Source organism: Fictibacillus gelatini DSM 15865 (assembly GCF_000430745.1).
Classification (GTDB): domain Bacteria; phylum Bacillota; class Bacilli; order Bacillales; family Fictibacillaceae; genus Fictibacillus_A; species Fictibacillus_A gelatini.
In genome coordinates, this window is record NZ_AUMP01000005.1 from 126,634 (window position 1) to 153,617 (window position 26,984).

Annotated in this window: 22 protein-coding genes; 20 read left to right on the forward strand and 2 right to left on the reverse strand. The window is 43.2% G+C overall.

Translation table 11 applies throughout. From position 1 onward, the window contains the following. Positions 1-262: 262 nt before the first annotated feature. The gene (locus tag H538_RS25485) at positions 263-424 is read right to left on the reverse strand and encodes an aspartyl-phosphate phosphatase Spo0E family protein (protein ID WP_081412617.1); all 162 of its coding nucleotides are present in this window, start codon (positions 422-424) and stop codon (positions 263-265) included. Positions 425-636: 212 nt separating this feature from the next. On the opposite strand from H538_RS25485, the gene H538_RS0109090 reads away from it, so the two are divergent. The 5 genes from H538_RS0109090 to H538_RS0109115 all read left to right on the forward strand — a co-directional run bounded on the left by H538_RS0109090 (position 637) and on the right by H538_RS0109115 (position 3,591). Further along, the gene (locus tag H538_RS0109090; RefSeq protein WP_407636383.1) at positions 637-1,584 is read left to right on the forward strand and encodes a nucleoside hydrolase; all 948 of its coding nucleotides are present in this window, start codon (positions 637-639) and stop codon (positions 1,582-1,584) included. Positions 1,585-1,723: 139 nt separating this feature from the next. Further along, positions 1,724-2,299 (forward strand): TetR/AcrR family transcriptional regulator, encoded by a 576-nt coding sequence (locus tag H538_RS0109100; RefSeq protein ID WP_026677347.1) that lies wholly within the window; start codon positions 1,724-1,726, stop codon positions 2,297-2,299. Between the two features lie 101 nt (positions 2,300-2,400). Next, positions 2,401-2,730 (forward strand): DMT family transporter, encoded by a 330-nt coding sequence (locus H538_RS0109105; protein WP_026677348.1) that lies wholly within the window; start codon positions 2,401-2,403, stop codon positions 2,728-2,730. Next, positions 2,730-3,044, forward strand: coding sequence for a DMT family transporter (locus tag H538_RS0109110; RefSeq protein WP_026677349.1), 315 nt, complete (start codon positions 2,730-2,732; stop codon positions 3,042-3,044). Before H538_RS0109105 ends, H538_RS0109110 begins: the two co-directional genes overlap by 1 nt. 130 nt (positions 3,045-3,174) lie before the next feature. After that, on the forward strand, positions 3,175-3,591 hold the full coding sequence (locus tag H538_RS0109115; RefSeq protein ID WP_026677350.1) for a CHRD domain-containing protein: 417 nt from the start codon (positions 3,175-3,177) through the stop codon (positions 3,589-3,591). 43 nt (positions 3,592-3,634) lie between these two features. On the opposite strand, the gene H538_RS0109120 is transcribed toward H538_RS0109115, so the two are convergent. Continuing rightward, entirely contained in the window at positions 3,635-4,843 is a 1,209-nt protein-coding gene (locus H538_RS0109120; RefSeq protein ID WP_026677351.1) for an ROK family transcriptional regulator, read from the reverse strand. Positions 4,844-5,482: 639 nt separating this feature from the next. Here H538_RS0109120 and galT point away from each other — a divergent pair. The 15 genes from galT (at position 5,483) to shc (ending at position 26,888) form a co-directional block, all read left to right on the forward strand. Next, entirely contained in the window at positions 5,483-6,469 is a 987-nt protein-coding gene (gene galT, locus H538_RS0109125; protein ID WP_026677352.1) for a galactose-1-phosphate uridylyltransferase, read from the forward strand. Beyond that, a complete protein-coding gene (locus tag H538_RS0109130; RefSeq protein WP_026677353.1) occupies positions 6,462-7,634 on the forward strand; it encodes a galactokinase in 1,173 nt (390 codons plus the stop codon). Before galT ends, H538_RS0109130 begins: the two co-directional genes overlap by 8 nt. Positions 7,635-7,639: 5 nt before the next feature. Continuing rightward, complete coding sequence (gene galE, locus H538_RS0109135) at positions 7,640-8,626, forward strand: UDP-glucose 4-epimerase GalE (protein ID WP_026677354.1); 987 nt, start codon at positions 7,640-7,642, stop codon at positions 8,624-8,626. 449 nt (positions 8,627-9,075) lie between these two features. After that, positions 9,076-10,035, forward strand: coding sequence for a glutaminase (locus H538_RS0109145; protein ID WP_026677356.1), 960 nt, complete (start codon positions 9,076-9,078; stop codon positions 10,033-10,035). Positions 10,036-10,171: 136 nt separating this feature from the next. Beyond that, positions 10,172-11,791 carry a glutamate/serine transporter AimA gene (gene aimA, locus H538_RS0109150; protein ID WP_026677357.1) on the forward strand — a complete coding sequence of 540 codons (1,620 nt, stop codon included), beginning with the start codon at positions 10,172-10,174 and terminating at the stop codon, positions 11,789-11,791. Positions 11,792-11,887: 96 nt separating this feature from the next. Next, complete coding sequence (locus tag H538_RS0109155) at positions 11,888-13,366, forward strand: helix-turn-helix domain-containing protein (protein ID WP_026677358.1); 1,479 nt, start codon at positions 11,888-11,890, stop codon at positions 13,364-13,366. Positions 13,367-13,525: 159 nt separating this feature from the next. After that, entirely contained in the window at positions 13,526-15,187 is a 1,662-nt protein-coding gene (gene hutU / locus H538_RS0109160) for a urocanate hydratase (protein ID WP_026677359.1), read from the forward strand. A gap of 115 nt (positions 15,188-15,302) precedes the next feature. Next, on the forward strand, positions 15,303-16,604 hold the full coding sequence (hutI, locus tag H538_RS0109165) for an imidazolonepropionase (protein WP_026677360.1): 1,302 nt from the start codon (positions 15,303-15,305) through the stop codon (positions 16,602-16,604). An 80-nt stretch (positions 16,605-16,684) separates the two neighbouring features. Continuing rightward, positions 16,685-18,016 (forward strand): MFS transporter, encoded by a 1,332-nt coding sequence (locus H538_RS0109170; protein ID WP_026677361.1) that lies wholly within the window; start codon positions 16,685-16,687, stop codon positions 18,014-18,016. Between the two features lie 401 nt (positions 18,017-18,417). Beyond that, positions 18,418-19,587 (forward strand): N-methyl-L-tryptophan oxidase, encoded by a 1,170-nt coding sequence (solA, locus tag H538_RS0109175; protein WP_026677362.1) that lies wholly within the window; start codon positions 18,418-18,420, stop codon positions 19,585-19,587. 66 nt (positions 19,588-19,653) lie between these two features. Further along, positions 19,654-21,039 carry an MFS transporter gene (locus H538_RS23470; RefSeq protein WP_035350459.1) on the forward strand — a complete coding sequence of 462 codons (1,386 nt, stop codon included), beginning with the start codon at positions 19,654-19,656 and terminating at the stop codon, positions 21,037-21,039. Then, positions 21,036-22,595 (forward strand): HAL/PAL/TAL family ammonia-lyase, encoded by a 1,560-nt coding sequence (locus H538_RS0109185; RefSeq protein ID WP_035350465.1) that lies wholly within the window; start codon positions 21,036-21,038, stop codon positions 22,593-22,595. Before H538_RS23470 ends, H538_RS0109185 begins: the two co-directional genes overlap by 4 nt. Positions 22,596-22,786: 191 nt before the next feature. After that, positions 22,787-23,836, forward strand: coding sequence for an XdhC family protein (locus H538_RS0109190; protein ID WP_026677364.1), 1,050 nt, complete (start codon positions 22,787-22,789; stop codon positions 23,834-23,836). Further along, positions 23,829-24,440: a nucleotidyltransferase family protein gene (locus tag H538_RS0109195; RefSeq protein WP_026677365.1), complete on the forward strand. Its 612-nt coding sequence runs from the start codon at positions 23,829-23,831 to the stop codon at positions 24,438-24,440. Before H538_RS0109190 ends, H538_RS0109195 begins: the two co-directional genes overlap by 8 nt. A 558-nt stretch (positions 24,441-24,998) precedes the next feature. Next, a complete protein-coding gene (shc, locus tag H538_RS0109200; protein WP_051291407.1) occupies positions 24,999-26,888 on the forward strand; it encodes a squalene--hopene cyclase in 1,890 nt (629 codons plus the stop codon). Positions 26,889-26,984 lie beyond the last annotated feature (96 nt).

Here is a 26,984-nt window from a genome sequence, read left to right on the forward strand (position 1 = left end):
TTCTCCTCTCATTTGCTAAATTAAAAACTATTTTTAAAAAGTTTTTTATCTGTGGCAAAGCGTTTAAAAAAGCGAAATCTTACTATAATTATCCCCGGTTGGCAAGAGTTGGCGATTTCACTTTCAAATATTTTTCGTTATTATACTAAACATTTATGGGGGCTCTAAACAAATATAAAAAAAATTACAAAACAATTTAAAAAATTACAAACAATAAATTAAAAGTTGCCTCCCATAGCAACAATTAATAGGAAGGCAACTTTTAAGCACACCGTGACAATTCATTCAATTTTTGATCCAATTGCTGGCTAAGCTCAACGAGAATCGGATCGGTCAAACACTTTACCTTTTTACTCATTTCGTACATTGCAACACGAATTTTATCAATTTCTTGTTCAAGGGTTACTAGATTTTGATGAATCATTTCAATTCCTCCTATCAGAACGATCTGATTATCGCTTCTAGCATTCTATTATTTTTATTTTACACTACATATAGTGTGTTGTCTATATTTAGAAACAATATATAGATAAATATTTTCTGGAAAAATGTCGTTTCTTTACTTTTGCGCAAAGAATAAGTTATAGTTCAATTGGTTAAGGTCTGACAAAAAAAGAAGCGGAAGGAAAAATGATGATGGAGAAGAAGAAAGTTTATTTTAATCATGACGGCGGCGTTGACGATCTTGTTTCGCTTTTTCTATTGCTGCAAATGGATTCAATTGAGCTAACAGGCGTATCGGTCATTGATGGCGACTGTTATATTGAACCGGCTACGATTGCCAGCCAAAAGATCATCGATCGTTTTGGAGGCGGCAGGACGATTGAGGTGGCAAAGTCCAATTCGCGCGGGAAAAATCCATTTCCGAAAGAATGGCGGATGCATGCTTTCTTCGTGGATGCGTTGCCGATTTTAAACGAATCGGGAAAGGTAGTAACACCCGTTGCGGCAAAGCCCGCCCATCAACATATGATCGATCAAATTCGCAAACAGGATGAGAAAACGACTTTATTATTCACAGGTCCGTTAACCGATTTGGCGCAGGCTCTGGATGAAGCGCCTGATATTGAGGAAAAGATTGAAAAGCTTTTCTGGATGGGCGGAACATTTCTTGATGTCGGAAATGTTGAAGAGCCTGAACATGATGGGACAGCAGAATGGAATGCGTTCTGGGATCCGGAAGCCGTCAGCCGTGTATGGAAGAGTGGGATCGACATCGATATGGTTGCCCTCGAAAGTACGAATAAGGTGCCATTGACCCAGGATGTACGCAATCGCTGGGCAAAAGAGAGGAGACATCTCGGGGTGGACTTCCTCGGCCAATGTTATGCGATGTGCCCGCCACTTGTTCATTTTGCAACCAACTCAACGTATTATTTATGGGACGTGCTGACTACCGCATCAGTGGGCGATCCTTCATTAGTTCAGAAGAAAATGGTGAAAAGCATCGTTTACCCTGATGGGCCAAGTCAGGGACGGACGGTGGAAGCGGAAGAAGGCCGCCCTGTTCATGTCGTATATGACGTTGATGCAGACCGTTTCTTTGCATACATTACCGGGCTTGCGAAAAAAGTGAAAGAGTAGCGCCATGAGTAAAGATGTTGTTTTAATGCAAAAGTTAAAGCAACATCTTTTATTTATTAGCTGCTTGACAAAATGGAAGCACATGGCATATAATTATGAATGACAGTCATTCACCGAACGGGTGATGGAGGTGTTTACGATAAAAAAAGCGCAAAATGATAAATATCAAAAAATACTTCAAGCGGCCAGAACTGTTATTTCGGAGAAAGGGCTTGATAAAACAACCATTTCAGACATTGTAAAAGAAGCAGGAGTCGCCCAGGGGACGTTTTATTTATACTTTTCATCAAAAAATGCGTTAATTCCGGCAATTGCCAGTGACCTATTTGACACATTGCTTATTGAAATAAAAGAAAAAACAGCTTCTCAAAACACTATTTGGGACATTTTGCATACGGTCATTGAAGTCTCGTTTTCAGTTACAAAGTCATATAAAGATGTACTTGTGCTTTGTTATTCCGGCTTGGCGATCGAAAATACATTTGAAATTTGGGAAAAAATTTATGAACCTTATTATAAATGGTTTGAAGATCAGCTCCATACGGCGATCAATCAAGGTGAAATTCCTGAAACGATCAATGTGAAAAGAACGGTCAGAACAATTGTTTTATTGATTGAACATACAGCTGAACAATTGTATTTATCGAACGTGCAAGAAGAAGCAGAAGAAGTGAAAGAACATTTATTTTCATTTATTCAAAAAGGCTTAAAGTAATTTCCGTAAATGGTAATTGTTCAATAGGAATGATTATCATTTCTTAAAGAACTAAAATGACTGAATATCATTCATTTTAGAATTTTACTGAGGTGGTAAAAATGAATTGGCTACTTATTTTTGTAGCGGGTGTACTCGAAGTGATCTGGGCTTCCGGCTTGAAACATGCAGATTCGCTGCTCGATTGGATCGGTATTGCCTGTTTGATCACGATTAGTTTTATTATGCTGATCCGAGCCTATAGGACGATCCCTGTTGCCGCTGCTTATTCTGTATTTGTTGGAATTGGAACGGTCGGGACTTATATCGTAGGCGCTATATTAGGAGAAGAATTTTCAATAGGGCAATCGATTTTTTTAGGCTGCTTACTATTTGGCATCTTGGGGCTAAAGATGACAACGAAAGAAAAAACAAAGGAAGGTGATGCATGATGGTCTGGGCAATGTTAATTTTAGCTGGATGTGAAGAAATTATTAGCACGGTCATGATGAAGTACGTAGACGGGTTCCGCCGCAAGCTCCCCATTATTGTAATGGTGTTGGGATTTGCACTTTCATTTTATTTATTATCAAAATCAATGCAAGTTATCCCGACAGGCGTTGCCTATGCCGTTTGGACGGGTGTTGGGGCCACTGGAATCACACTTGTTGATGCCATTTTCTTCAAAGAAAAATTTTCGCGAAAACAATATGCGTTTTTAGCCCTCGTCCTTATCGGCGTCATCGGCCTCCGCTTTACAACATAAGAAGACTTGCTTTTATGTCCGTTTCATAAACGGGCTATTTTTTTTGCGGAAAAATAATTATAGGTAAAAGCGCTTCTTTCATTTTCGTTGAATATACTGTTTTATCATAACGATTATAGGAGAGGATTAAATGGATAATCGATTTTTCGCCAGACTATCCGGTGCAAATGAAGTTCCGCCTAAAAACACGGATGCATTTGGGACGGCTGAATTTATTGCAAGTGAATGCGGAACAAAGATCCAGTATCGCTTAATCGTTAGAAACATAAGCAAATTGACGGAAGCCCACATTCATGTCGGAAAAGTAGGGCAAAACGGCCCCGTTATCGTTTATCTTTTCGGCAAAAGCAAGCACGGTATTTCCGTAAAAAACGGCATCATTACAGGAACCGTCACGAAAGACGATATCGTCGGCCCGCTCAAAGGGCGATCTATTAAGTCGCTTGTCCGGTTGATGGAGAGCGGGAACACTTACGTCAACGCCCATACCGAACAAAATCCTGAAGGCGAAATCCGCGGGCAAATGATCCCATTTAGAAAAAAATAAAATTGAAACCATCCCCGTCCCAATATTCGGAACGGAGATGGTTTTAGTCTAATGTTTCGGGAGAGAACAGCTCAACAAGAAGAAGGGAGGCAGCGCCAATGGCTGTAGCGTTATCCCCGAGCTTTGATAGCATGATTTCTGTTTGTTTTACGCTATCGGTTAGGGCTCGTTTTTGAATGGTTTCTTTTACACTTTTCAGGATAAAGTCGCCTGCTTTTGAGACGCCACCGCCAATGATGATCCGTTCAGGATTGGCTGTATGGATTAAATTCGTCAAACCGATACCTAAATAGGTTCCGGCTTTTTCTAACACGCGGATGGACAGCTCATCCCCTTGAAGTGCAGCTTGATGGACAAGTTCAGCATCGATCTCTCTGTTCGTCTGCTCAAAACCAGACAACAAGCTTTCTTTCCCGGCTTTCAGCTCTTCCTCCATTAGTTCAGCGATCGCCGGGCCTGCCGCTAACGTTTGCAAGCAGCCGTCATTGCCACAGCTGCAGCGCCTGCCGCCAATAGCAATTGTCATATGCCCGATTTCCCCGGCGATCGAATGAACGCCATGGTACAGTTTCCCATCGACGACCATGCCTGCGCCAATCCCATTGCCAACATTAACCGCAACGAGAGTATTAATCCCATTTCCATTGCCGAACCATGCTTCTCCTAAGGCCATCGTTCTCGCATCATTTTCCACTTTAACGATCATGTTAAAATGGCGTTCAAGCTCTTCTTTAATCGGAATTTCGCGAAGCTGCAAGTTGGTGGCAAAAAGGGAGATTCCTTTATGAACATCTACAACACCATGCATCCCGACACCGATTCCGATCATTTTATCCAAATTGGGAACATGCGAGTCAAGCATATACTCGATTTCTTTCTTCATGAGCGAGAGAAGCTTTTCTTCTGTGATTGGCAGGCTAATCGCATTTTTATTGGCCGCCAATACTTGTCCATTTAAATCGGTTAAAACCGTTCGAATATGCTTTGGACCGACATCGAGACCGATAATATTGAAATTTTTTGCGTGAATGACGAGCATCGTCGGTTTTCGGCCTCCATTGGATTCCCCCTGGGCGCTTTCCAGAACCAACCCCGCTTCAATCAACTCTTTCACGATGCTAGAGACCGTTGGCGGCGTCAGTTTTGTATCTTTTGCAATTTGGGCCCTTGAGATAGGGCCTTCCAGCCGGATTTTATTTAAGATCATGGAACGATTTAACGATTTCATGAGTTGAAAGCTGCCACGCAACATGTATTTCCTCCATTTTTCCAAATAGACTCCAAGTTTAAATTTTATGTGCCAGTAATTGTTACTAGTATTCTAGCATTAAATAGTGGCTGTTACTATTCTACTGTTAAAGACGGCATATTGACTAGTGCCCTTTCAGCTAAGAAAGTTCTTATTTTCAAGAATCCATTTTCGCCTGTAAAAAAATGAAAAAATAGAAGCAAACTTCTCTAGTGTGGTAGTGTGGTGCTATTTTCATGGCATTTGGACAATAAACAGTGGATTTCCGACAATAAATCGTTTTCACCGGACAATAAATGGCCTGTGTCGGACAATAAAATGAGTAGTTTTTTCACTAATTGTCTAAAAGTAAAATGTTATTGTCTCAACCGGATGACTTATTGTCCAAATAAGAACATTTATTGTCCGAGAACGAAAACATTTTAAATCATGTAACGATTCGTGATCGTTTTTCCTCATTTCACAGATCTAACGAGGTGTTCTTAAAATAACGAATGCTATGTTTCTAGAAGGGGCATTAGTTCTTTTTCATTGTCAGTTTTGTTTATTTTCTGAAAAATGCATTTACAGAATTGAGGGGCTGTTATACACTTAGTCTATAAATTAAATTAATTAATTAAGTTAGGGTGAGGAGTGAGCAAAGTGGCGGAATTGCGATACAACCCGCTGTTGGATGATTGGACGATGGTCTCGGCAAATCGGCAAAACAGGCCGCATATGCCGAAAAATGACTGTCCGTTTTGCCCCGGTTCAGGTAAAGTTCCGGATACGTACGATGTATATTTATACCATAACGATTTTCCGGTCCTATCTGCCTCACCTCCAGAGCCCGATCATGTTGGCGGGGGACTGTATAAAACGAGAGCAGCGATAGGAAAGTGTGAAGTTGTCCTTTATTCTCCTGACCATCAGGCGACCATTCCCGATTTAAGCAAATCCCATATGAGAAAGCTCGTTGATCTATGGACCGAAACATTTATCGAACTTGACCAGCATCCGGATCACCAATATGTCATGGTTTTTGAAAATAGAGGCGAAGAAGTCGGAGTGACGATGCCGCACCCGCATGGGCAAATTTACGCCTATCCGTTTATTCCTTTAAAAGTGCGGACAGAACTTGACAATTGCCGAAAATATTACGAGCAAAGCGGACGGAATTTATTTGATGACATGATTGCCGAAGAACAGCGTTTCAAAAAGCGTGTCATACTTGAAAACGAGCATTTTATTGCATTCATTCCATTCTTTACGGATTATCCATATGGTGTTTTTATTGTAAGCAAAGAAAATAAGTTAGCGTTTTCAGATTTTACAGAAGAGGAAAAAACAGCATTAGGAACAATGATTCAAGATATTGTCGGCGGTATGGATATGATGTTTAGCAGGTTATTTCCGTATATGATGGCGGCCCATGTGCGGCCTTCCAATGGTGAAAATGTTAACGATTATTATCGGTTTCATATCGAATTTTACCCACCGTTACGAAATAAAGACAAATTGAAATACAATGCTTCGTCAGAAACTGCGGGATGGGCGGCGGCCAATCCGACAAAAGTAGAGGATAACGCCCATTTTTTAAGAGATTCGGTTCAAAAGTATCAAGAGAAACGGAGAGTAGTAGATGAATAACGACAAAATCGCATCTTTATTTCAACACTATTTTCCGGGAAATGCTGAGGGCATTCGACTTTTCTTCGCTCCGGGCCGTGTGAATTTAATTGGTGAGCATACCGATTACAACGGAGGTTATGTATTTCCTGCTGCACTGACGATCGGAACATATATGGCGGTGAGAGAACGGGCCGATCAAGAGTTTCATTTAAGGAGCGCCAACTTTAAAGGGGATATTCATTTTTCGCTTCAATCCCTTCATTATGATAGGGAGGATGATTGGGGGAATTATCCGAAAGGCGTTATTCGTGAACTTTTATGCTATAGTCAAACGATAAAGGGAGCAGATATTTTTTATTATGGAAATCTTCCAAATGGTGCCGGCCTATCTTCGTCTGCTTCGATTGGGATGGTCACCGCGTTCGGATTGGCTTCAATGAACGACATCGATTTGTCCATGAAGGAACTGGCCTATTTATGCAAACGAATGGAAAATCATTTTATCGGGGTGAATTCCGGGTTAATGGATCAAGTGGCAGTCGGATTTGGAAAAAAGGATCATGCGGTTTTTATGAACTGTAAAACGACTGAAATTGAACAGGTTCTGCTTCAGTTGCCGGGGTATAAACTTGTCATTACGAATACGAACAAAAGGCGGGACCTTGCCGATTCCAAATATAATGAGCGCTGCAAGGAATGCGAAGAGGGGCTAAAAGCCATTCAATCGTTTTTCCCCGATAAAGAGGTTCTTGGAGATCTTACGTTAGCCGAATTTGAAAAAGTTGAATCCGCCATTTTTGATTCTGTAGTATGCAGACGGATCCGACATGTCGTCAGTGAAAACAACCGGGTTCTTCAAACAGTGAAAGCGCTTGAACGAGGTGACTTGCTTGCTGTCGGACGAGAGATGATCGCGTCCCATGTTTCACTTAGGGATGATTACGAAGTGACGGGGAAAGAGCTTGACGCATTGTTTGAAATTCAAAACAGCATCGACGGATGTATCGGCTCACGCATGACAGGTGCCGGATTTGGAGGTTGTACGGTCAGTATTGTAAAAGAAGAAGAAATCGAGAAGTTCAAGAAATTTGTTACAGAACGATATGAACAGATGATCGGTTTAACCCCTTCTTTTTATAGTAGTGATATTGGAGATGGGGTCCGGGAATGGAAAGGAGAGTAAGAGCGATGCCGATTTTAGTGACAGGTGGAGCGGGATATATCGGAAGCCATACCGTTCTTTACTTAAAGGAGAAAAATGAAGAAGTCATCGTATTAGACAATTTGCAAAAGGGACATAAAAAGGCGCTGTTTGCGGACAAATTTTATGAGGGGAATCTTTCCGACAGCAAGCTTTTAGATACGATTTTCTTTAACCATTCAATCGATGCAGTCATCCATTTTGCCGCGAATTCATTAGTTGGGGAAAGTGTGGAAAAACCGCTGGATTACTATGAAAATAATGTGCTTGGAACATTTCATCTTGTGAAAAAAATGGCTGAACATCAAGTGCAGTATCTCGTTTTCTCATCGACGGCGGCTACATACGGAGATCCGGTGAATCTACCCATCAATGAAAACGACCCGACGATTCCGACAAACCCCTATGGAGAAACGAAGCTTGCCATTGAGCGAATGTTGAAATGGTGCGAAGGGGCTTACGGATTGAAATCGATTTGTTTGCGCTACTTTAATGCTGCCGGCGCTGACCCGGATGGAAGAATTGGAGAAGATCATACACCGGAAACCCATTTAATCCCGATTGTCTTGCAGGTGGCGCTCGGCCAAAGAGAGAAAGTGGCGATTTTTGGCGATGATTATCCGACAGCCGATGGTACATGTATCCGCGATTATATCCATGTCATGGATTTGGCACAGGCCCATTACCTCGCATTAAAGAGATTAAGAGAAGGGCACGAGAGCAACGTCTATAATCTCGGGAACGGAACCGGTTTCTCCGTAAAAGAAGTGATCGAAACATGCCGGAACATAACGGGACACCCGATTCCTGCCGAAACTTCACCGCGGCGGGCGGGCGATCCTGCGGTGTTAATCGCTTCCTCGGAAAAAGCGAGAGATGAGCTTGGCTGGGTTCCGGACTATCCTTTATTGGAACAGATGGTAGAGCATGCGTGGAAGTGGCATCACCAACACCCGTCTGGTTTTAAGGGGTAACGGGAAATGATGCCGGATTGAAAAATTGCAAAAAACTTTTTGCGAAAGAACGACTATGATGGGGTTCTTATTCAAAAACGCAACAATTTTTCATGGCTGACACAAGGACGGAACAATTATATTGTCTTATCCGATCTACTCGGAGTAGCGGATATGCTTGTCATGGAGAATGAAATTTATTAGTGACAACGAAAATGGAAGAACGAAGGGGCGTCGAAGAAGAATGCGGTGAGCTTCCACGGACGGAAAGATTTACCGCATCCGCCCGGATATACTCGTTTAATAGCTTTCCTGCATCTCAAGGCTGCCTGAGGAATTTTCAGGCAGTTTTTTATTTGTTTATTTTCCCGAAACTTTCATGAAGAACGAGGAATTAACTTCCGCATATCCTGGCGGAATATGCACAAAATATTTGGAAACAGTAGAATTCTAAAAGGACGGATTCAATAATGGCAAATCAAACGAAAGTATATTTAGATGAATGGATCGACCATTATCGACCTTATACGACAAATGGTCAATGCGCTGATTACATACCCGTATTAGGAAAACTAGATCCGTTTCAATTAGGAATTTGCATCATAGGTGCCGATGGAACCATCGAGAAATCAGGTGATTGGGACGTTCCTTTTACACTTCAAAGCATTTCAAAAGTGTTTAGTTTTATTGCCGTTTGTTTAAGCCGCGGATTGCCGGAAATATTGGAAAAAGTCGATGTAGAGCCGACCGGAGATCCATTTAATTCAATGATTCGTTTGGAAATCAACAAGCCCGGCAAACCGTTTAATCCGTTGATTAACGCGGGGGCGATTACAGTCGCTTCCATGCTTCCGGGAAAGACGCCAGAGGATAAATTAAACGTTTTATATGAGCTGTTCGAAAAGATATGGAATAAGCGGCCCCCCATTAATGAAGAAGTATTTTGCTCTGAGTGGAAAACAGCCCACCGCAACCGGGCGATTGCCCATTATTTAAAGGAAATGGGATATTTAGAGACGGAAGTGGAAGAAGCGCTAGAAGTCTATTTAAAACAATGCTCGATTGAAATCCATACAGAGGATATCGCGTATATGGGATTAATTCTTTCACAGGACGGCTACGATCCGGTTCGCAGAATGCGGGTTTTTCCAAAAGAAATTGCGAGATTGACAAAAGCTTTAATGACAACGTGCGGAATGTACAACGAATCAGGGAAGTTTGCGGCTTTTACCGGCATTCCGGCAAAAAGCGGCGTGTCCGGCGGCATTATGGGAACCGTTCCGCCGCGCGTTCGAAAGGAAGATACGCCGTTTAAGGACGGATGTGGAATCGGCATATATGGCCCTGCCATCGATAAATTCGGAAACAGCGTGGCCGGAGGGATGTTGCTCAGGCACATTTCTCATGAATGGGATTTAAGTATTTTTTAAAAAATAGGCTGGATGATAACGAATCATAAAAAAAGGGTATATGTAAATAAGGAGATCTGACGTCTGAATTCTAATTCAAATTCATTTAATTCGGAGCAAGGTATTTCCTAATCGGTTAAGCAGGGAGTGGAATAGAATGGGCAGTATGAAACGAAATATCGGTATGTTTGCCCTTACGATGACCGGTCTTGGATCCATCATCGGGTCAGGCTGGTTGTTCGGTGCCTGGAAAGCGGCGAAAACGGCAGGGCCGGCCGCTATTTTTTCATGGGTTATTGGCATGGTCATTATTATGTTTATTGCTTTAACTTACGCGGAGCTTGGAACGATGTTTCCGGAAGCCGGAGGGATGGTGCGATACGCTCAATATTCCCATGGCTCCTTTGTCGGTTTCATTGCGGCATGGGCAAACTGGATCGCGATTGTATCGGTTATCCCGGTTGAAGCGGTCGCATCGATTCAATATATGAGCTCATGGCCATGGGATTGGGCGAAATGGACCCACGGGCTCGTCCATAAAGAAGAATTGACGATGCCCGGTTTGTTGCTTGCAGCGGTTTTGATTATCATTTACTTTTTATTAAACTTCTGGACCGTTAAATTGTTTTCAAGTGCGAACTCCATCATTTCCGTATTTAAAATTATTATTCCGGCATTAACGGTAGGCGGGCTCCTCTTTGCCGGTTTTCATTCAAGCAATTTTACCTCAGGTGGCGAAGGATTTGCGCCTTACGGTTGGGCTGCTGTACTGACGGCAGTGGCGACAAGCGGCTGTGTGTTCGCATTTAACGGATTTCAAAGCCCGATCAATATGGCAGGTGAAGCGAAACGCCCGAGCAAATCGGTTCCGTTTGCCGTCATCGGCTCCATTTTAATTGCAGGTGTGATTTACGTACTATTGCAAATCGCCTTCATTGGCTCCGTCAGTTTGAAAGATGTGGCGAAAGGATGGTCGCATCTTAACTTCTCCTCGCCGTTTGCGGACCTGGCGATCGCCTTAGGATTGAACTGGCTCGTTCTTGTGCTATATATTGATGCCTTTGTTTCGCCTTCGGGTACAGGAACGACGTATACGGCAACAACGGCGCGAATGATCTACGGAATGGAAGGGAATGGCTATTTTCCGAAAGTGTTTGGGAAAATCCATCCCATTTATGGCGTTCCGCGTCCGGCCATGTTTTTCAACTTAGTTGTCAGTTTTATCTTCTTATTCATGTTTCGTGGCTGGGGTTCGTTAGCGGAAATTATTTCAGTTGCTACCGTTATTTCTTATGTGACAGGCCCTATTTCGGCCATGTCGCTCAGAAGGATTGCCAGTGATCTTTACCGGCCGCTCCATTTAAAAACGATGAACATTATTGCGCCATTAGCCTTTATCTTTTCATCGATGATATTATATTGGGCACGCTGGCCACTGACGGGTGAAGTAATGATTATCATGTTGATTGGGTTTCCGATTTACTTCTATTACCAGGCGAAAAATCAGTGGAAAGGTTTTCTGCGCAATTTTAAAGCCGGTATTTGGATGGTCGTCTATCTCGCGTTTATGACACTAGTTTCTTATTTAGGCAGCGAGAAATTTGGCGGACTTGATATCATTAAGTACGGATGGGATATGGTCATTATTGCCATCTCCTCACTGATCTTCTACTTCTGGGGTGTAAAAAGCGCCTGGAGGAACGAGAGCATCGGCGACGCCGAAAGAATTAATGAATTGCTAAGAAAACATTCCGTGAAAAATACTGAAAACCATTAAGGAACACCGCTTCCACAACGCTGGAAGCGGTGTTTTTCCTTTAACGCAATTTGTGATGTAAAATTGAAGCACATCATAAGTTAAGGAGTATATCTCATGAAGTTATTAATCGCCGACAGGGATCATAATGAAAGAACAGGCATTAGCTGGCTTGTCAAATCATACGCCATCCCGTTTGATCATGTATGGCTTGCCGGGACCATTCAAGAAGTGTTTCAACTCATCGAAGCAGAGATTCCCGATGTCGTCTGCATAGAATTGGATATGATTCCGAAAGATTCGTGGGAGTCTTTTAAACAATTAACGAAGCGTTATGGCGAAACAGTGATCGTGATGACCGCGGAAGCGACGTTTGAGCGGGCGCTCGAAGGAATTGAGCTTCACGCCTACGACCTGTGGGTGAAGCCTCATTCCCCGGACCATATTCGGCGCATTTTATTGGAGTGCACAAAAGAGCGGCTTCATCTGGCAGAAGCAAATGATTCTTCCGCCGAGTCTAACAAAAGTTCCATTTCGTACCGATCTTTATTTGTTCAACAAGCTTCATCGGTCGGGGATTATCAATTGATGCTGCTTCAGCTTGAAGATCCTTCAAGGCAGCCCATGCTTCTTTCTTTCTTAGGTGATTTTCCATTTTATAAAGAGCCTGTTATCTTGCCGCTCAGTGATGTGATCGTCTGTATTTTTGAACAAGAACAACAGCACTCGCTTACCGGGACGGGGCATCGTCTTCTTCGCGAATGGGAAGAAAAGTTTTCCGAAGCGCTTTCGCTTGTCATTTATGACAGCCGCGGCAGGACGCTTTCGCTTCATGAAAAATATTTACATGCCAAACAGGCGCTTGAAATTCGCTTCTTCAAAGGATACCGGCAATTGTCGGTTATTGAACAGAAAATCGACTGGGTGATGATTGATCCGTTTTTAACGCCGTCTGAACAACGAGAATGGATTGAGATGCTTGAATATGCCGACAAAGAACAATTGAAAAAATGGATGTACAAAGAATTTTTAAACAAAGAAGAGCCGTACCCCGAACCGGGCCTTTTGCGCACCCGCCTGACGAGCATATTGGCGCAAGTCCGCCGCTATATGAAATCGTTTTATTTAGACGAGGGAGAATTAGAGAAAAAGTATCATCAAGTGTTTGAAACGATTTTATATAACCCGATATTATACCGCATTGTCCAGGAGTTTTTGCTTTTTCTATACGAAGTCCTCGATCAGGCGCAGAATCAAATGGAAAACTCCAAAACGGATGTCATTGAACAGGCGCTCCGTTATTTGGAAGAAAATTTTCATGATCCGAATTTAAAATTAGAGGAAGTCGCCCATTATGTGGATCGGAGTCCTGCTTACTTTAGTTCGCTTGTGACAAAAACGCAAGGGAGTTCCTTCCGCCAGATATTAACGGGCATTCGCATCAAAGAGGCAAAACGTCTCTTGCTCGACACGAAGCTATCCATACAACAGGTAGCGGAAAAAACGGGATTTGCAAACGGAAACTATTTTAGCAAGATTTTCAAGGAAAATACAGGACTTACTCCTCGATCTTTTCGAAATCGAAAAAAAGTATAGAAAACTAAAATAATTATAGAATTATGATGGAATCGTTTTCAAAACGGAAATTGAATCAAAAGAATTTAGAAAAATTCGAAAGCCTGCTATCTGTTTTTTGCTTTCCTCACTATTTACAATAAGAATGTAAAGAAAATTTCAAAAAGCAGGTGAGGATAGATGACAACTAGACAAAAGAGGGTCATTGAAAACTATACAGGCACTGAACTTCATACGAAAGGCTGGATCCAGGAAGCGGCCCTTCGCATGTTGTTCAACAACTTAAATAAAGAAGTAGCAGAACACCCTGAAAAGCTCGTCGTTTACGGCGGAATCGGAAAAGCAGCGCGTAACTGGGAATGTTTTGATGCCATCGTTGAAACATTAAAAAATCTCGAAAATGATGAAACGATGTTAGTGCAGTCAGGGAAACCGGTTGCTGTTTTCAAAACGCATACAGATGCGCCGAGAGTGTTAATTGCAAACTCCAACCTTGTACCGGCATGGGCGAACTGGGATCACTTCCATGAGCTTGATAAAAAAGGCTTGATGATGTATGGGCAAATGACAGCAGGAAGCTGGATTTATATCGGCAGCCAGGGGATCGTGCAAGGAACATATGAAACGTTTGCAGAAATCGCGCGCCAGCACTTTGGCGGCACGCTAGAAGGAACGATTACGGTAACGGCGGGCCTTGGCGGCATGGGCGGAGCTCAACCTCTAGCTGTTTCCTTAAACGGAGGCGTCAGCATTAACATCGAAGTTGATCCTGAAAGCATCCAAAAACGACTTGACACAAGATATTTAGATATTAAAACAGAAAGCTTAGATGAAGCATTAAAGCTTGCGATGGAAGCAAAGCGAGATAAAAAAGGAATTTCAATCGGACTTTTAGGCAATGCGGCAGAAGTATTAAACGAAATGCTTGACCGAGGATTTATCCCTGATGTATTAACGGACCAGACATCTGCCCACGACCCGATCAACGGTTACATTCCAATAGGGATGAGCCTGGAAGAAGCGGCAGAACTTCGCGCTCGCGATCCAAAAACGTATGAAGCAAAATCAAAAGCAAGCATGGCTGAACACGTCCGGGCAATGCTCAAAATGCAAGAACAAGGTGCAATTACATTCGACTACGGCAACAACATCCGCCAGGTAGCGAAAAATGAAGGGGTAGAAAATGCCTTTAACTTCCCTGGATTCGTACCAGCTTATATTCGTCCACAATTCTGTGAAGGCAAAGGGCCATTCCGCTGGGTAGCGTTATCCGGTGACCCTGAAGATATTTACAAAACAGACGAAGTGATCTTGCGCGAATTCAGCTACAATAAGCATTTGTGCAACTGGATTAAGATGGCGCAAGAACGCATTCAATTCCAGGGACTTCCTGCCCGTATTTGCTGGTTAGGCTATGGCGAGCGCGCGCGTTTCGGAAAAATCATTAACGACATGGTAGCAAGCGGCGAATTAAAAGCTCCGATCGTCATCGGACGTGACCACTTAGACTCCGGTTCTGTTGCATCGCCAAACCGTGAAACGGAAAGCATGAAAGACGGCAGTGATGCTGTGGCAGACTGGCCGATCTTAAACGCATTGATCAATAGTGTCGGCGGAGCAAGCTGGGTATCTGTTCATCATGGCGGCGGTGTTGGAATGGGTTACTCGCTCCATGCAGGTATGGTTATCGTTGCAGATGGAACGAAAGAAGCTGAGAAGCGCTTAGAGCGCGTCCTCACGACTGACCCGGGAATGGGTGTTGTCCGTCACGCTGATGCCGGCTATGAGATTGCCATTAAGACTGCGAAAGAAAAAGGTGTTCATATCCCGATGTTGAAATAGTCATTAAAAAATAACCGGAGCGGAGATAAGACCCTCCGGTTTTCCCTTCACATCATGAATAACAGCAGAGATATGGAAAGTAAGTGGTTCATTTGCTTACGAGAAAGGAGAAATTATGGGTAAAAAACCATTAATGATCAGAAATGCAAGCCAATTGGTGACACTTAAAGGAGCGTCCGTTGCCCCGCTTACGAAAGAGGGAATGGAGAAGCTTCAAATCATTGAAAACGGCAGTGTCTGGTTGGAAGATGGCATCATCCAGTCTGTCGGACGGGATGAAGAACTGGCTGAGCGCTATAAAGACCGCATGCATGAGGCAGATATTATTGACGCGACCGGCAAGCTCGTCACACCGGGTCTTGTTGATCCTCATACGCACCTTGTTCATGCCGGCACAAGGGAAAATGAATTCAATATGAGGCTCCAAGGCGCAACGTACATGGAAATTATGAATAACGGCGGGGGCATTCATGCGACGACTTCGGCGACCAGGGCAGCAAGCAAAGAAACGCTTTTTGAAGAAAGCAAAAAACGGCTAGATCAATTTTTATTGCACGGCGTTACGACCGTAGAAGCAAAAAGCGGCTACGGACTTTCGCTCGAGGTAGAATTGAAGCAACTTGAAGTGGCAAAAGAGCTTCATGAAGCTCACCCGGTTGATATCGTAAGCACATTTATGGGGGCACACGCCGTCCCTGCAGAATACAAAGAAAACCCGGATCAATTTGTCGATATCGTCATCAACGAAATGTTACCGGAAGTGGCGAAACGCAACCTGGCCGAATTCAACGACGTCTTTTGCGAACGCGGGGTCTTTACGCCGGAGCAATCGAAACGAATTCTAGAAGCCGGGAAAAAATATGGCCTTATCCCGAAAATCCATGCGGATGAAATCGAGCCGTATGAAGGAGCGGAACTTGCAGGTGAAATTGGCGCCATTTCTGCCGAACATTTGCTTAAAGCATCAGATAAAGGAATCCAGGCGCTCGCCGACAACGGGGTCATCGCTGTATTGCTTCCAGGCACAGCGTTCTTCTTAATGGCGGAGTCGGCAAACGGCCGGAAAATGATCGACTCCGGCGTGCCAGTCGCTCTTTCAACAGACTGCAACCCGGGTTCATCACCAACCGTTTCAATGCCGCTTGTCATGAATTTAGGCTGTTTGAAAATGGGCATGACGCCTGCGGAAGTATTGGCAGCAGCCACAATCAACGCTGCACACGCCATCAATAGAGGAAAAGAAATCGGCAGCATCGAAGAAGGCAAAAAAGCAGACATCACGATTTTCGACGTGCCGAACTATATGGTTCTTCAATACAAATTTGGCGTCAACCATGTGCATAGCGTCATCAAAAACGGAGAAGTTGTCGTAGAACAGGGAAGAGTAGTCTATCGCAACGCACCTGTTCACAATTAAACAAGAAATGGAAGCGCGCAATCTTGCGCGCTTTTTAAAAAAATATTCATTCCAGTGGGGAAATGGAAGGTGAGACAAAAATGCTGCAGCACAAGTACCGGTATTTTATCATTTTTATGATGATTGTCATTAACATCATTAACTATGTTGACCGTGGCGCGATCTCATTTGCCCAGGCGGACATCATTAAAGAATTTGGACTCGATCCAATTAGCTGGGGTGCCATTTTAGGTTATTTTGGATACGGTTACATTTTTGGAGCACTTTTTGGAGGGACGCTCGCTGATAAGAAAGGGCCGAAGTTTGTCTGGCTCCTTGCGAGCATCGCCTGGTCTGTCTTTGAAATCGGCATGGCTTTTGCAGGAAATATAGGGGCCGTTTTATTTGGTGGTTCTGCGCTTTTAGGATTCGCAATTTTCCGCATTTTATTTGGCCTGTCAGAAGGGCCGACATTATCTACGATGAACAAAACGCTGGCGAACTGGGTATCCCCGAAAGAAAAAGGATTCAAGGTCGCGCTCGGGTTATTAGGGACGCCGGTCGGAGCTCTCATTACAGCGCCGATCGTCGTTGGATTGCTTACTGTCTCCGGCTGGAGAACGACTTTTATTTTACTAGGGGTGTTTGGAATTATATGGGCCATAATTTGGTCAAAAGTATTTAAAAATCGTCCGGAAGACCATCCGAAAGTATCTGAAATCGAACTGCAAGAAATCCGCAGCACTGAACATTTGCTTGATGGAGAAAGAGGATTGGAAAGTGAGAATGATAGGCCGGTAAAATGGCACCATTTCTTCAAAAATCCAAGCCTTGTCTTAAATGCAGTCGGATATTTTGCATTCCTTTATGTCAACTTCTTGCTCCTCACATGGACGCCGAAGTATTTGCAGGACGAATTCCATTTTGATCTTGCCTCATTAGGATATATCGGCATGATTCCCTGGATTGGGGCAGTTTGTACAGCATTGATTGGCGGGAGATTTTCAGATTACCTTCGTGCAAAAACGGGAAGTCTGCGAGTTGCCCGGTCATGGTTTACCGTCGTTTCGCTATTTTTTACTGCCATTTGCTTTATGGCCATTCCTTTTGTTTCAACACCAACTGCAGTGCTGACTTTAATGTGTGTCGGAAACGCCTTTAACTATTTGCCGAATTCGATTTATTGGACGGTCATTTTGGACACGGCGCCTAATCAGGCAGGTACGTTTGGCGGGGTGACCCATTTTATTGCCAACCTGGCTACGATCATCGCGCCAACATTAACAGGTACACTAGTCGCAAAGTACAATTACAACGCGATGTTTACTGCAGCAGGAATAGCGGTCGTCATCGGAATGGTCGCCATGAGCTTTGTCAAACCGGGCAGCCGCTCGGCAACTCAGGAAAATTATAATACAAAGAGCTTGGCCTGAGCGTTTATACGTAAACATGTTTTTATCCACTAACAGCACAGGCGACAGCTATATTATGCTGCCTGTGTTGTAACTTTATGTCAATATCAAAAGAAAATGCAGAAACCTTTAAAAAATATAGATTAGAAAGAGAAAATTTTAAAATACCTCAAAATTATCTTTAAAATTTAGAAAAATTCGAAAGTTTGTTATCTATATTTCTTCTTTTCAACGTTTTACACTTTAGTAGAAAGAAAATTAAAAAAGTTGGGGATGAATTTTCATGTGGGGGTAATCCTATATATTTTTTATTGTGTTACTTTAGTTTGATAAAGCATTAATAGAGAAGTTTGGTAGCTTAAATTAAATGTAATGAAGTCGTCAAGAAATGATTAATGAAAGCTGAAGGTGAGGGGCACTAGATGAATAGACATTATGAAACGGTGATCGTCGGGGCAGGTTCGATGGGTATGGCTGCTGGATATTTTTTAGCAAAATCGGGCAAAAAACCATTGGTCATAGATGCATATGACCCGCCCCATCGTTTTGGCAGCCATCATGGAGACACTCGAATCATTCGGCACGCCTATGGAGAGGGGAGGAAATATGTACCATTCGCGCTAAGGGCACAAGAGTTATGGAGTGAGCTAGAAAAGGAGTCAGGCAGGAAGCTATTTTCTCAAACAGGGGTCCTCTGTGTTGGGGCACCCGGGTCGCCGTTTACCGAAGAAGTGATAGAAAGCGCCAGACAATTTAACTTGTCGCTTGAAGTATTAACAAGTGATGAAATAAATGAACGGTGGCCAGGTCTAAAACTTCCAGAAGGATTTGTTGGTTGTCTTGAGACGGATTCTGGTGTCCTTTTTAGTGAAGAATGTATTCGCTCTTATCGCCAACTAGGTTTGGATTACGGTATGAACCTACTTACTAATACACCTGTCCAGAAGATCGATATGCATTCGGATGGGGTTACTATCCATACAAGTAACGAAAGCTATCAAGCTGATTCCGTTATTGTCAGCGCGGGAGCTTGGACTGGGGATCTTTTTAAAAGAACCGGTATAGAACTCCCTTTGCAGCCCATACGTAAAACCGTTGCCTGGTTTGAATGTGATGAGAAATTATATGATTTTAATTGTTTTCCCGCTTTTACCTTCCATTTAGGCAATGAACATTATTACGGATTTCCAAGCTTTAACGGATGCGGGGTGAAGGTTGGACGTCATGATGGAGGACAAAAGGTTGATCCTGATCATGCAAATCGCGAGTTTGGCATTTATCCTGAAGATGAGGGAGATGTAAGGAGTTTCTTGGAAAGATTCCTGCCTAATGCAAGCGGCCGACTCAAACAAGGAAAAGTATGCCTTTATACATTGACTCCGGATGAGCATTTTATTATTGATCGGCATCCACAATATTCTCACGTGATTGTTGCATCTGGTTTTTCAGGGCATGGCTTTAAATTTTCAAGTGCAGTAGGAGAGGCATTGAGTGAAATGATAACGAAAGGAAAGGCAAAACACGATCTTTCTATGTTCTCGCTTACGCGGAGCGGGCATATGCAAGGTGGGTTGAGTCAATACCATTTGTAAAAGCAAATCGCTTCAATTAAAGAGGGGACAAGGCATGAAATTATAGGAGAATGGGGGAACCATTTAATGAACGGACAAGCACAAACATTTAAGATGGACGATGCGCCGCTTAATAAATTTCATTTAAAAATTACTGCACTTACCTTTGGAGCAAATTTCTCCGATGGCTATGCCCTTGGGATCATTGGAATCGCTCTTACTCTTCTAAGCCCTCAAATGCACCTGAGTCCATTATGGGAAGGATTGATAGGGAGTTCTGCACTGATCGGACTCTTTGTTGGTAGTTTAGTGCTTGGAGGATTATCGGACCGGATCGGCAGACAGAAAATCTTTCTTGCTAATTTCCTGGTCATCACCATTGCTTCGGTTTTGCAATTCTTTATCAATGATCCCGCCATATTGTTTATGTTGCGCCTCTTGATCGGTTTTGCACTTGGTGGTGACTTTGCAGTAGGATCAACGTTGTTAGCAGAATTTGCTCCACGAAAATATAGAGGATTTTTGCTGGCATTTTTAAACGTGGTGTGGACAGTCGGTTACGTTGCTTCAACATTGGTTGGATATTACTTAGAAAAGACAGGTCCCGAATCTTGGCGGTGGATGCTTGTCAGTTCGGCTATTCCTGCTTTTATTGTTCTACTGCTCCGCATCGGAACACCTGAATCGCCGGGGTGGCTGATTAGCAAAGGGCGATTGGAAGAAGCGAGACAAATTGTGAAAAAATATATCGGAGCAAATGCCGAAATCAATATACCGGCCATTTCGGCCGAAACATCAGTAGGTTTTAAGGCCCTTTTCACCAAAAAAATGTGGAGACGAACTGCTTTTGGAGGGCTTTTCTATGCCTGTCAGGTTCTTCCCTACTACGCAATTTATACATTTTTGCCTATTATCTTAAATGATATGGGTTTTACAGAAAACTTTCTCGCGGACCTATTCTTAAACCTATTTTTGTTAATTGGCACAGCTGCTGGACTCTGGTTTATGGAGAAATTCACACGAAGAGGTTTTACGATCAATACTTTTGCTATACTCACGATTTCTTTACTTGTATTAAGCGTCACTCATCACTCATCGCAAATGTTGGCAATGATTGCCTTTATCGTCTTTACATTTGTAATGGCTGCGGCTTCAAATCTTACATTAGTTTATCCGGCTGAACTCTTTCCAACTGAAATTCGCGGGACGGGAGTGGGAGCGGTTACAGCGATTAGCCGAATCGGATCTGCTATAGGAACCTTTCTCTTGCCCATCAGCATGGACTCTTTCGGGTTAGGTTCATCAATGATTGGAATGACCGTTGTTTTGTTAATCGGCACGATCATATCTGTAGCCTGGGCACCGGAGACAAAGTCCCTTTCGTTAACTGAAGCAAGTGACCCTTTAAATGATGCTAGCCACCCTTTGTATGTGGAAGGATCTCCTTTAAAAGAGGAAGGTGTTAAAAAATGAATGGAGAAATTCCGTGCCACCCTAAAAAAATTAAAGAGGTTATTCTTGGCGATAAATTTATCTCAATTAATGAGTTTGTTGCTGTTGCTAGATATGGGGCAAGAGTAACGTTTTCACAGAATTATTGTAATAGAGTAATCCAATCAAGAAATTTAATCGAAAAATTTTTAACTGAAAACAGAAAGATATACGGGGTAACAACAGGATTTGGAGAAAATGTATCAAAAATTATCTCACCTGAACAATCCGAAACATTGCAACGAAATATTGTTCGTTCCCATGCAGTTTCTGTTGGAGAGCCGCTAAAAAAAGAAGTCGTTAGAGCTTCTCAATTGATGATGCTGCAAAGTTTTGGACAAGGTTATTCCGGAGTGAGCTTGCAAATTTTAGAACTTATTCGCGGACTTTTAAATCATCATGTAACTCCTTATGTTCCTGGAGAGGGGTCGGTCGCTTATTTGGCCCCCGAGGCGCATATGGCTCTTGTTTTAATCGGTGAAGGAAGGGCATGGCATAAAAATGAACTTTTGTCAGGGAAAGAAGCGCTTGAAAGAGCCGGTTTACATCCGATTACTTTGGGGTGCAAGGAGGGATTGTCCCTGCTTAACGGAACGTCCACTGTTACTGCTTTTTCAGTGCTGGCGGTTTATGATGCAATGACATCTGTAAAGGTTGCTGATATAGCTGGAGCTATGTCTCTAGAGGCATTAAAGGGTACGATAAAAGCTTTTGATCCAAGGATTCATAAGGCGAAAAAACATAAAGAACAGGCAGGAACTGCTCGGAATATCGTAAGGATTCTTGAAGAAAGTGAAATCGCTGAGAAGCATAAAGACTACCGATTGCAAGATGCCATTAGTCTAAGGGCACTCCCGCAAATGCATGGCGCCGCCAAAAAGGCAATAAAGAACGCGTTAGAGGACATAGTAAACGAAATGCAATCTTGTGGGGACAATCCAATTGTGTATCCCAAAAATGGTGATGGGGTAGCCTTAATGACGGGAAATTTTGATGGGACGTATGTCGGCATTCAAGCGGATAGTATGTGCATTGCCATAACAACTTTGGCCAAAGTATCAGAGCGAAGAATCGATCGATTGGTAAACCACCATCATAGTGAGCTTCCTAGCTTTTTAGTTGCTAATCCTGGATTGAACAATGGCTATATGATACCCCAGTATACAGCCGCTGGTCTTTATGGAGAGATGAAAACATTATCGCATCCCGCATCCATTGATAATGTGCCAACATGTGCCAATCAAGAAGATGCAGTGAGTTTTGCTTACTTTGCTGCCAAAAAAGCTTATCTTATAACGAAAAAATTGCATTATATTTTAGCCATAGAGTTGATGTGTGCAACTCAGGCGCTCGATTTTTTAAAACCACTGCATCCAGGCCAGGTAACGAAGGCGGTTTATGACTTGATCCGCAGCAAAGTGCCTGTTGTAGAGGAGGATCGTTTTTTCTATCCGGATATAGAAAATATTTATTCTCAAGTATTGCACGGAGAAATTATTGAAAGGGTCGAAGAAATAATAGGAGAGCTGGAAGTTTAAATGTTCATTCGTTTGAAGAGGGTGTCCTGAAAGCGTGCTTTTTAGGATACCCTCTTTTTTTGTTAGGAGGGCGGCTGCTTATAAAGAACCTCCAAACGCGGGTGAATAAAGAACGGAATGAGTCTCATAGATTAGGAATTAGAGAATAATGAATGGGAAATCAATCAACTTAGAAAAAGGGGAGAAGCCACTTGTCACGAGCGCAGGAGTTTATTGACATCTTGGATCAAATGGAGCTGGCATGGGGCCGGGGGCAGGAAACAGCTATGCTCATGGTTACAAGTGTTCGCGGATCGGCTTATCGACAGCCAGGGACAAAAATGATGATGGCGATGGATGGATCCATGTTCGGAACGATCAGTGGTGGTTGTTTGGAAAGTGACCTTTTCGGTTGGGCACAAAAAGTGATTTGTGAGAAAACGCCGATGGTACATGGATACGATTTGAGTGCGAATGAAATCTGGAGCCTGGGCATTGGATGTAAAGGATCGCTGGAAATATTCATACTTCCACTAGTAAAGGGCGATGTCTTTTGGCGTACAGCCCGGCAAGTCTTGCAATCGGGACAGGTCGCTTGCCTTGTTATGGAGGTTTCAAAGGGCACACGGGTGTTGATCGGAAAAGATGGAGAGTGCTATGGAGAGACGGAACATTTACCCGAAGCGGTATACAAGCGAGCAATGCTTGAGATGAGGGAACAGACGAGGGCGAAGGTAGTGGAAGCAGAAAAACAACGATTTGTCCTTGATGTGCTTCGTCCAAACGAGCGTTTAATCATTGCGGGTGCCGGTCCAGACGCCCAACCGGTTGCTGAGTTGGCGGCGAAAACTGGATTTTCTGTCACCATTGTGGACCCGCGGGAGTATTGGAACAATGAAAGACGATTTCCAGGAGCTAACCACATCGTTAAGGAGCCGGGCAATCTTCTACCTGAATATGTAGCCGGTTCCTGGTGGGTCATCATGAACCATCATCAGGAACGGGACCAATCTGCACTCAGGCTTGCGTTGCAAAGCGATCCACGCTACATTGGAGTACTCGGTCCTATGACAAGAACGGAGGAGATGCTAGGTAGAATTGGCTTTCATCTCACAAGTGGCCCTATCCATTCACCCGTTGGACTTGATCTGGGCGCGGAGACGATGGATGAGGTGGCAATCAGCATCGTTTCCGAATTGATGGCGTTCAAAAACAATCGCACGGGAGCGCCACTCCATGGCAAGGTAAAAATCCATGGTTAAAGTAGGTGCAATTATTCTGGCGGCCGGTATGTCTACGCGTATGGGATCGCAAAAACTATTCGCTAATCTATGCGGCAAACCTCTTTTTCGTTATGCAGTCGAAACCGTTGTTCAATCAAAATTATCGCCGATTGTCCTTATTGGTGGAGAAAATGTTGGTAAGCTGAAGAGGCTTACAAAAGATTTGCCTATGGTACAGGTAATTGCCAACCGTAACTATTCAAGCGGGATGGCGTCTTCCTTAAAACGAGGAATTGCCGAAGTGGCTGGAAAGGTGGACGGGGCAGTGATTGTTTTGGCTGATCAGCCGCTCGTTCAAGTAGAAGTAATCGAACAATTAATCGCTCACTATAAGGGAGCGCGAAGCAGGGGGATTCAGATCGTAAGGCCCAGTTATAACGGGAAGGCAGGCCATCCTGTTTTGTTTGATTCCCAGTTGTTTGCTGAATTTGACCAAATTGATGGGGATGAAGGCGGCCGTTCCATTGTGGCGCGAAAGCACAAAAAGCTGATTACGGTTAATTTTGAAAACGGGTATTGGGGAGAAGATGTGGATACCCCGAAGGACCTGGCCAAACTGCAAAACTACGCAAACGAAAACTAGCCAAAACTTCCAATGAGTTTTGGCTAGTTTTGCTGTAGAAAACGATACGTTCCTGGTGCCCCTTCTAGAAAAATAGTTTGGATCTCAGTAATCGAAAGAACACCTCGTTAGATCTGTGAAATGAGGAAAAACGATCACGAATCGATACATGATTTCGTTCTCGGACAATAAGTGCTCCTATTTAGACAATAAGTCATCCGGTTTAGACAATAACATCTTACTTTTGGACAATAAGCGAAAAAACTACTCATTTTATTGTCCGACACAGGCCATTGATTGTCCGATGGAAACGATTTATTGTCGGAAATCCACTGTTTATTGTCCAAATGCCATGAAAATAGCACCACACTACCACACTAGAGAAGTTTGCTTCTATTTTTTTATTTTTTTACAGGCGAAAATGGATTCTTGAAAATAAGAACTTTCTTAGCTGAAAGGGCACTAGCATTATGCTTATAGGTTCACCCGAAAAAAGTTTATATGTATCGCAAGAATGATCATAGTTTTAGAGGAATATGTATGAAGATGAACATTTTTTGAGGAAGGTGTGATTGGCTGTTGTGGCAAGAAGTGGAGGCTGAAATCAACCGGATTGCGAATCGGTTTTACGAAGATCAATTGCCAGATGGTTCATGGGGCTATCCGTTTGAGACAGGAATTTCTTCGGATTGTTATTTGATCATTTTGCTTCGGATGTTGGAAATCAATGATGAAGAATTAATCCGTTCATTAGTCAACCGAATAGTAAAAAAACAGGAATCTAATGGCGCGTGGAAGCTTTTTTATGATGAAGGAGATGGGAACGTATCAACGACGGTGGAAGCATATTATGCCCTTCTGTTCTCCGGTTACCGAAAGAGACATGAACCTGAAATGCTGCGGGCGAAACAGTTTATTCTTTCAAAAGGTGGCATTCAAGAGGCGCATACATTTACGAAAATCATGCTGGCGATCACAGGGCAATATGAATGGCCGGCTTATTTTTCAATTCCCGTTGAAGTGATGCTTCTGCCACTTTCATTTCCGGTCAATTTCTATGATTTGTCCGTCTTTGGGAGAGCGAACTTTGCCCCCATTCTTATTCTTGCCGACTATAAGTACAGCATTAAGTCTGAACAATCGCCGGATTTGTCTGATTTGTTTATAGGGCAAAATCGGGCCTTTTTTGGGGACTTCGGATTAAATGACGATCAAAATTTGGAATGGCACTCCGTTTTGAATTTAATCAAACATGGGATTCAAAGCATCGTTGATCCCGATCAATCGCATGAAGCCGCTTTAAAACGGACCGAAGAGTACATGCTTAAACGAATTGAGCCCGATGGAACGTTCGAATGCTTTTTTAGTGCAACGTTTTTAATGATTTTTGCTTTACTTGCCCGGGGATATGCGAAAACAGACCCGATTATCCGCCGTGCTGTTCAAGGCTTAAAATCGATGATTTGCCAAATTGGTGGCAACCTTCATGCGCAATACACGACGGCAAACGTATGGAATACAACGTTAATTAGCTATGCGCTTCAAGAAGCGGGCCTTTCTCCTTCAACAAAGGTCATTCAAAAGGCAAATCAATATATTCTTTCCCGGCAGCAGAATAAATATGGGGACTGGGCCGTACACAATCCTCATGCGAAGCCGGGGGGCTGGGGATTTTCCGACATGAATACGATCAATCCTGATGTCGATGACTCGACCGCCGCATTAAGAGCGATTCGCCGATTAGCGCCGGAGAATGCCATTTATCGGCGGGCATGGGAGAGGGGAATGGACTGGGTGCTCTCGATGCAAAACAGTGACGGCGGCTGGCCGGCTTTTGAGAGAAATGTAGATAAAGAGTTTCTTACATTGCTGCCAATTGAAGAAGGACAGGATATATTGATTGATCCATCAACACCCGATTTAACGGGAAGGACGCTGGGCTTTTTAGGAGATTGCACGTATTTAAATCGGCACTATCCAATGATTAAGCGCGGAATAAAGTGGCTACTCGATTCTCAAAGGGAAGACGGTTCATGGTTCGGCCGCTGGGGGATTTGTTATTTGTACGGTACGTGGGCGGCTGTCACGGGAATGCGGGCAGTCGGTGTGCCACATGATCACCCATCGATTCAAAAAGCGGTTACATGGTTAAAGAAAACTCAAAATCCGGATGGTGGATGGGGGGAATCTTGCAGGAGCGATATTGAAAAAAGATATATTCCACTAGGAGTTAGCACGAGGACCCATACGGCGTGGGCACTTGATGCGTTAATTGCCGCCTCAGGGGATACGACGCCTGAAATCGAACGCGGAATCCATTTTTTAGCCGGTGGAGAAGGACAAGAAAAATGGATCAGGCAGTATCCGAAAGGAAAGGGAATGGCGGGTGCATTTTACATTCACTACCATAGCTACGACTACATCTGGCCGTTGCTTGCGCTTGTTCATTATAAAAAGAAATTTTTTTGAAAAGGTGGATTAGCTAATCTGCCTTTTTTCATTTTCCAACATTTTTCTGCAAATTCCGAAAGAATGTAATTGATTTTTAGTTTTTCGAATATTATC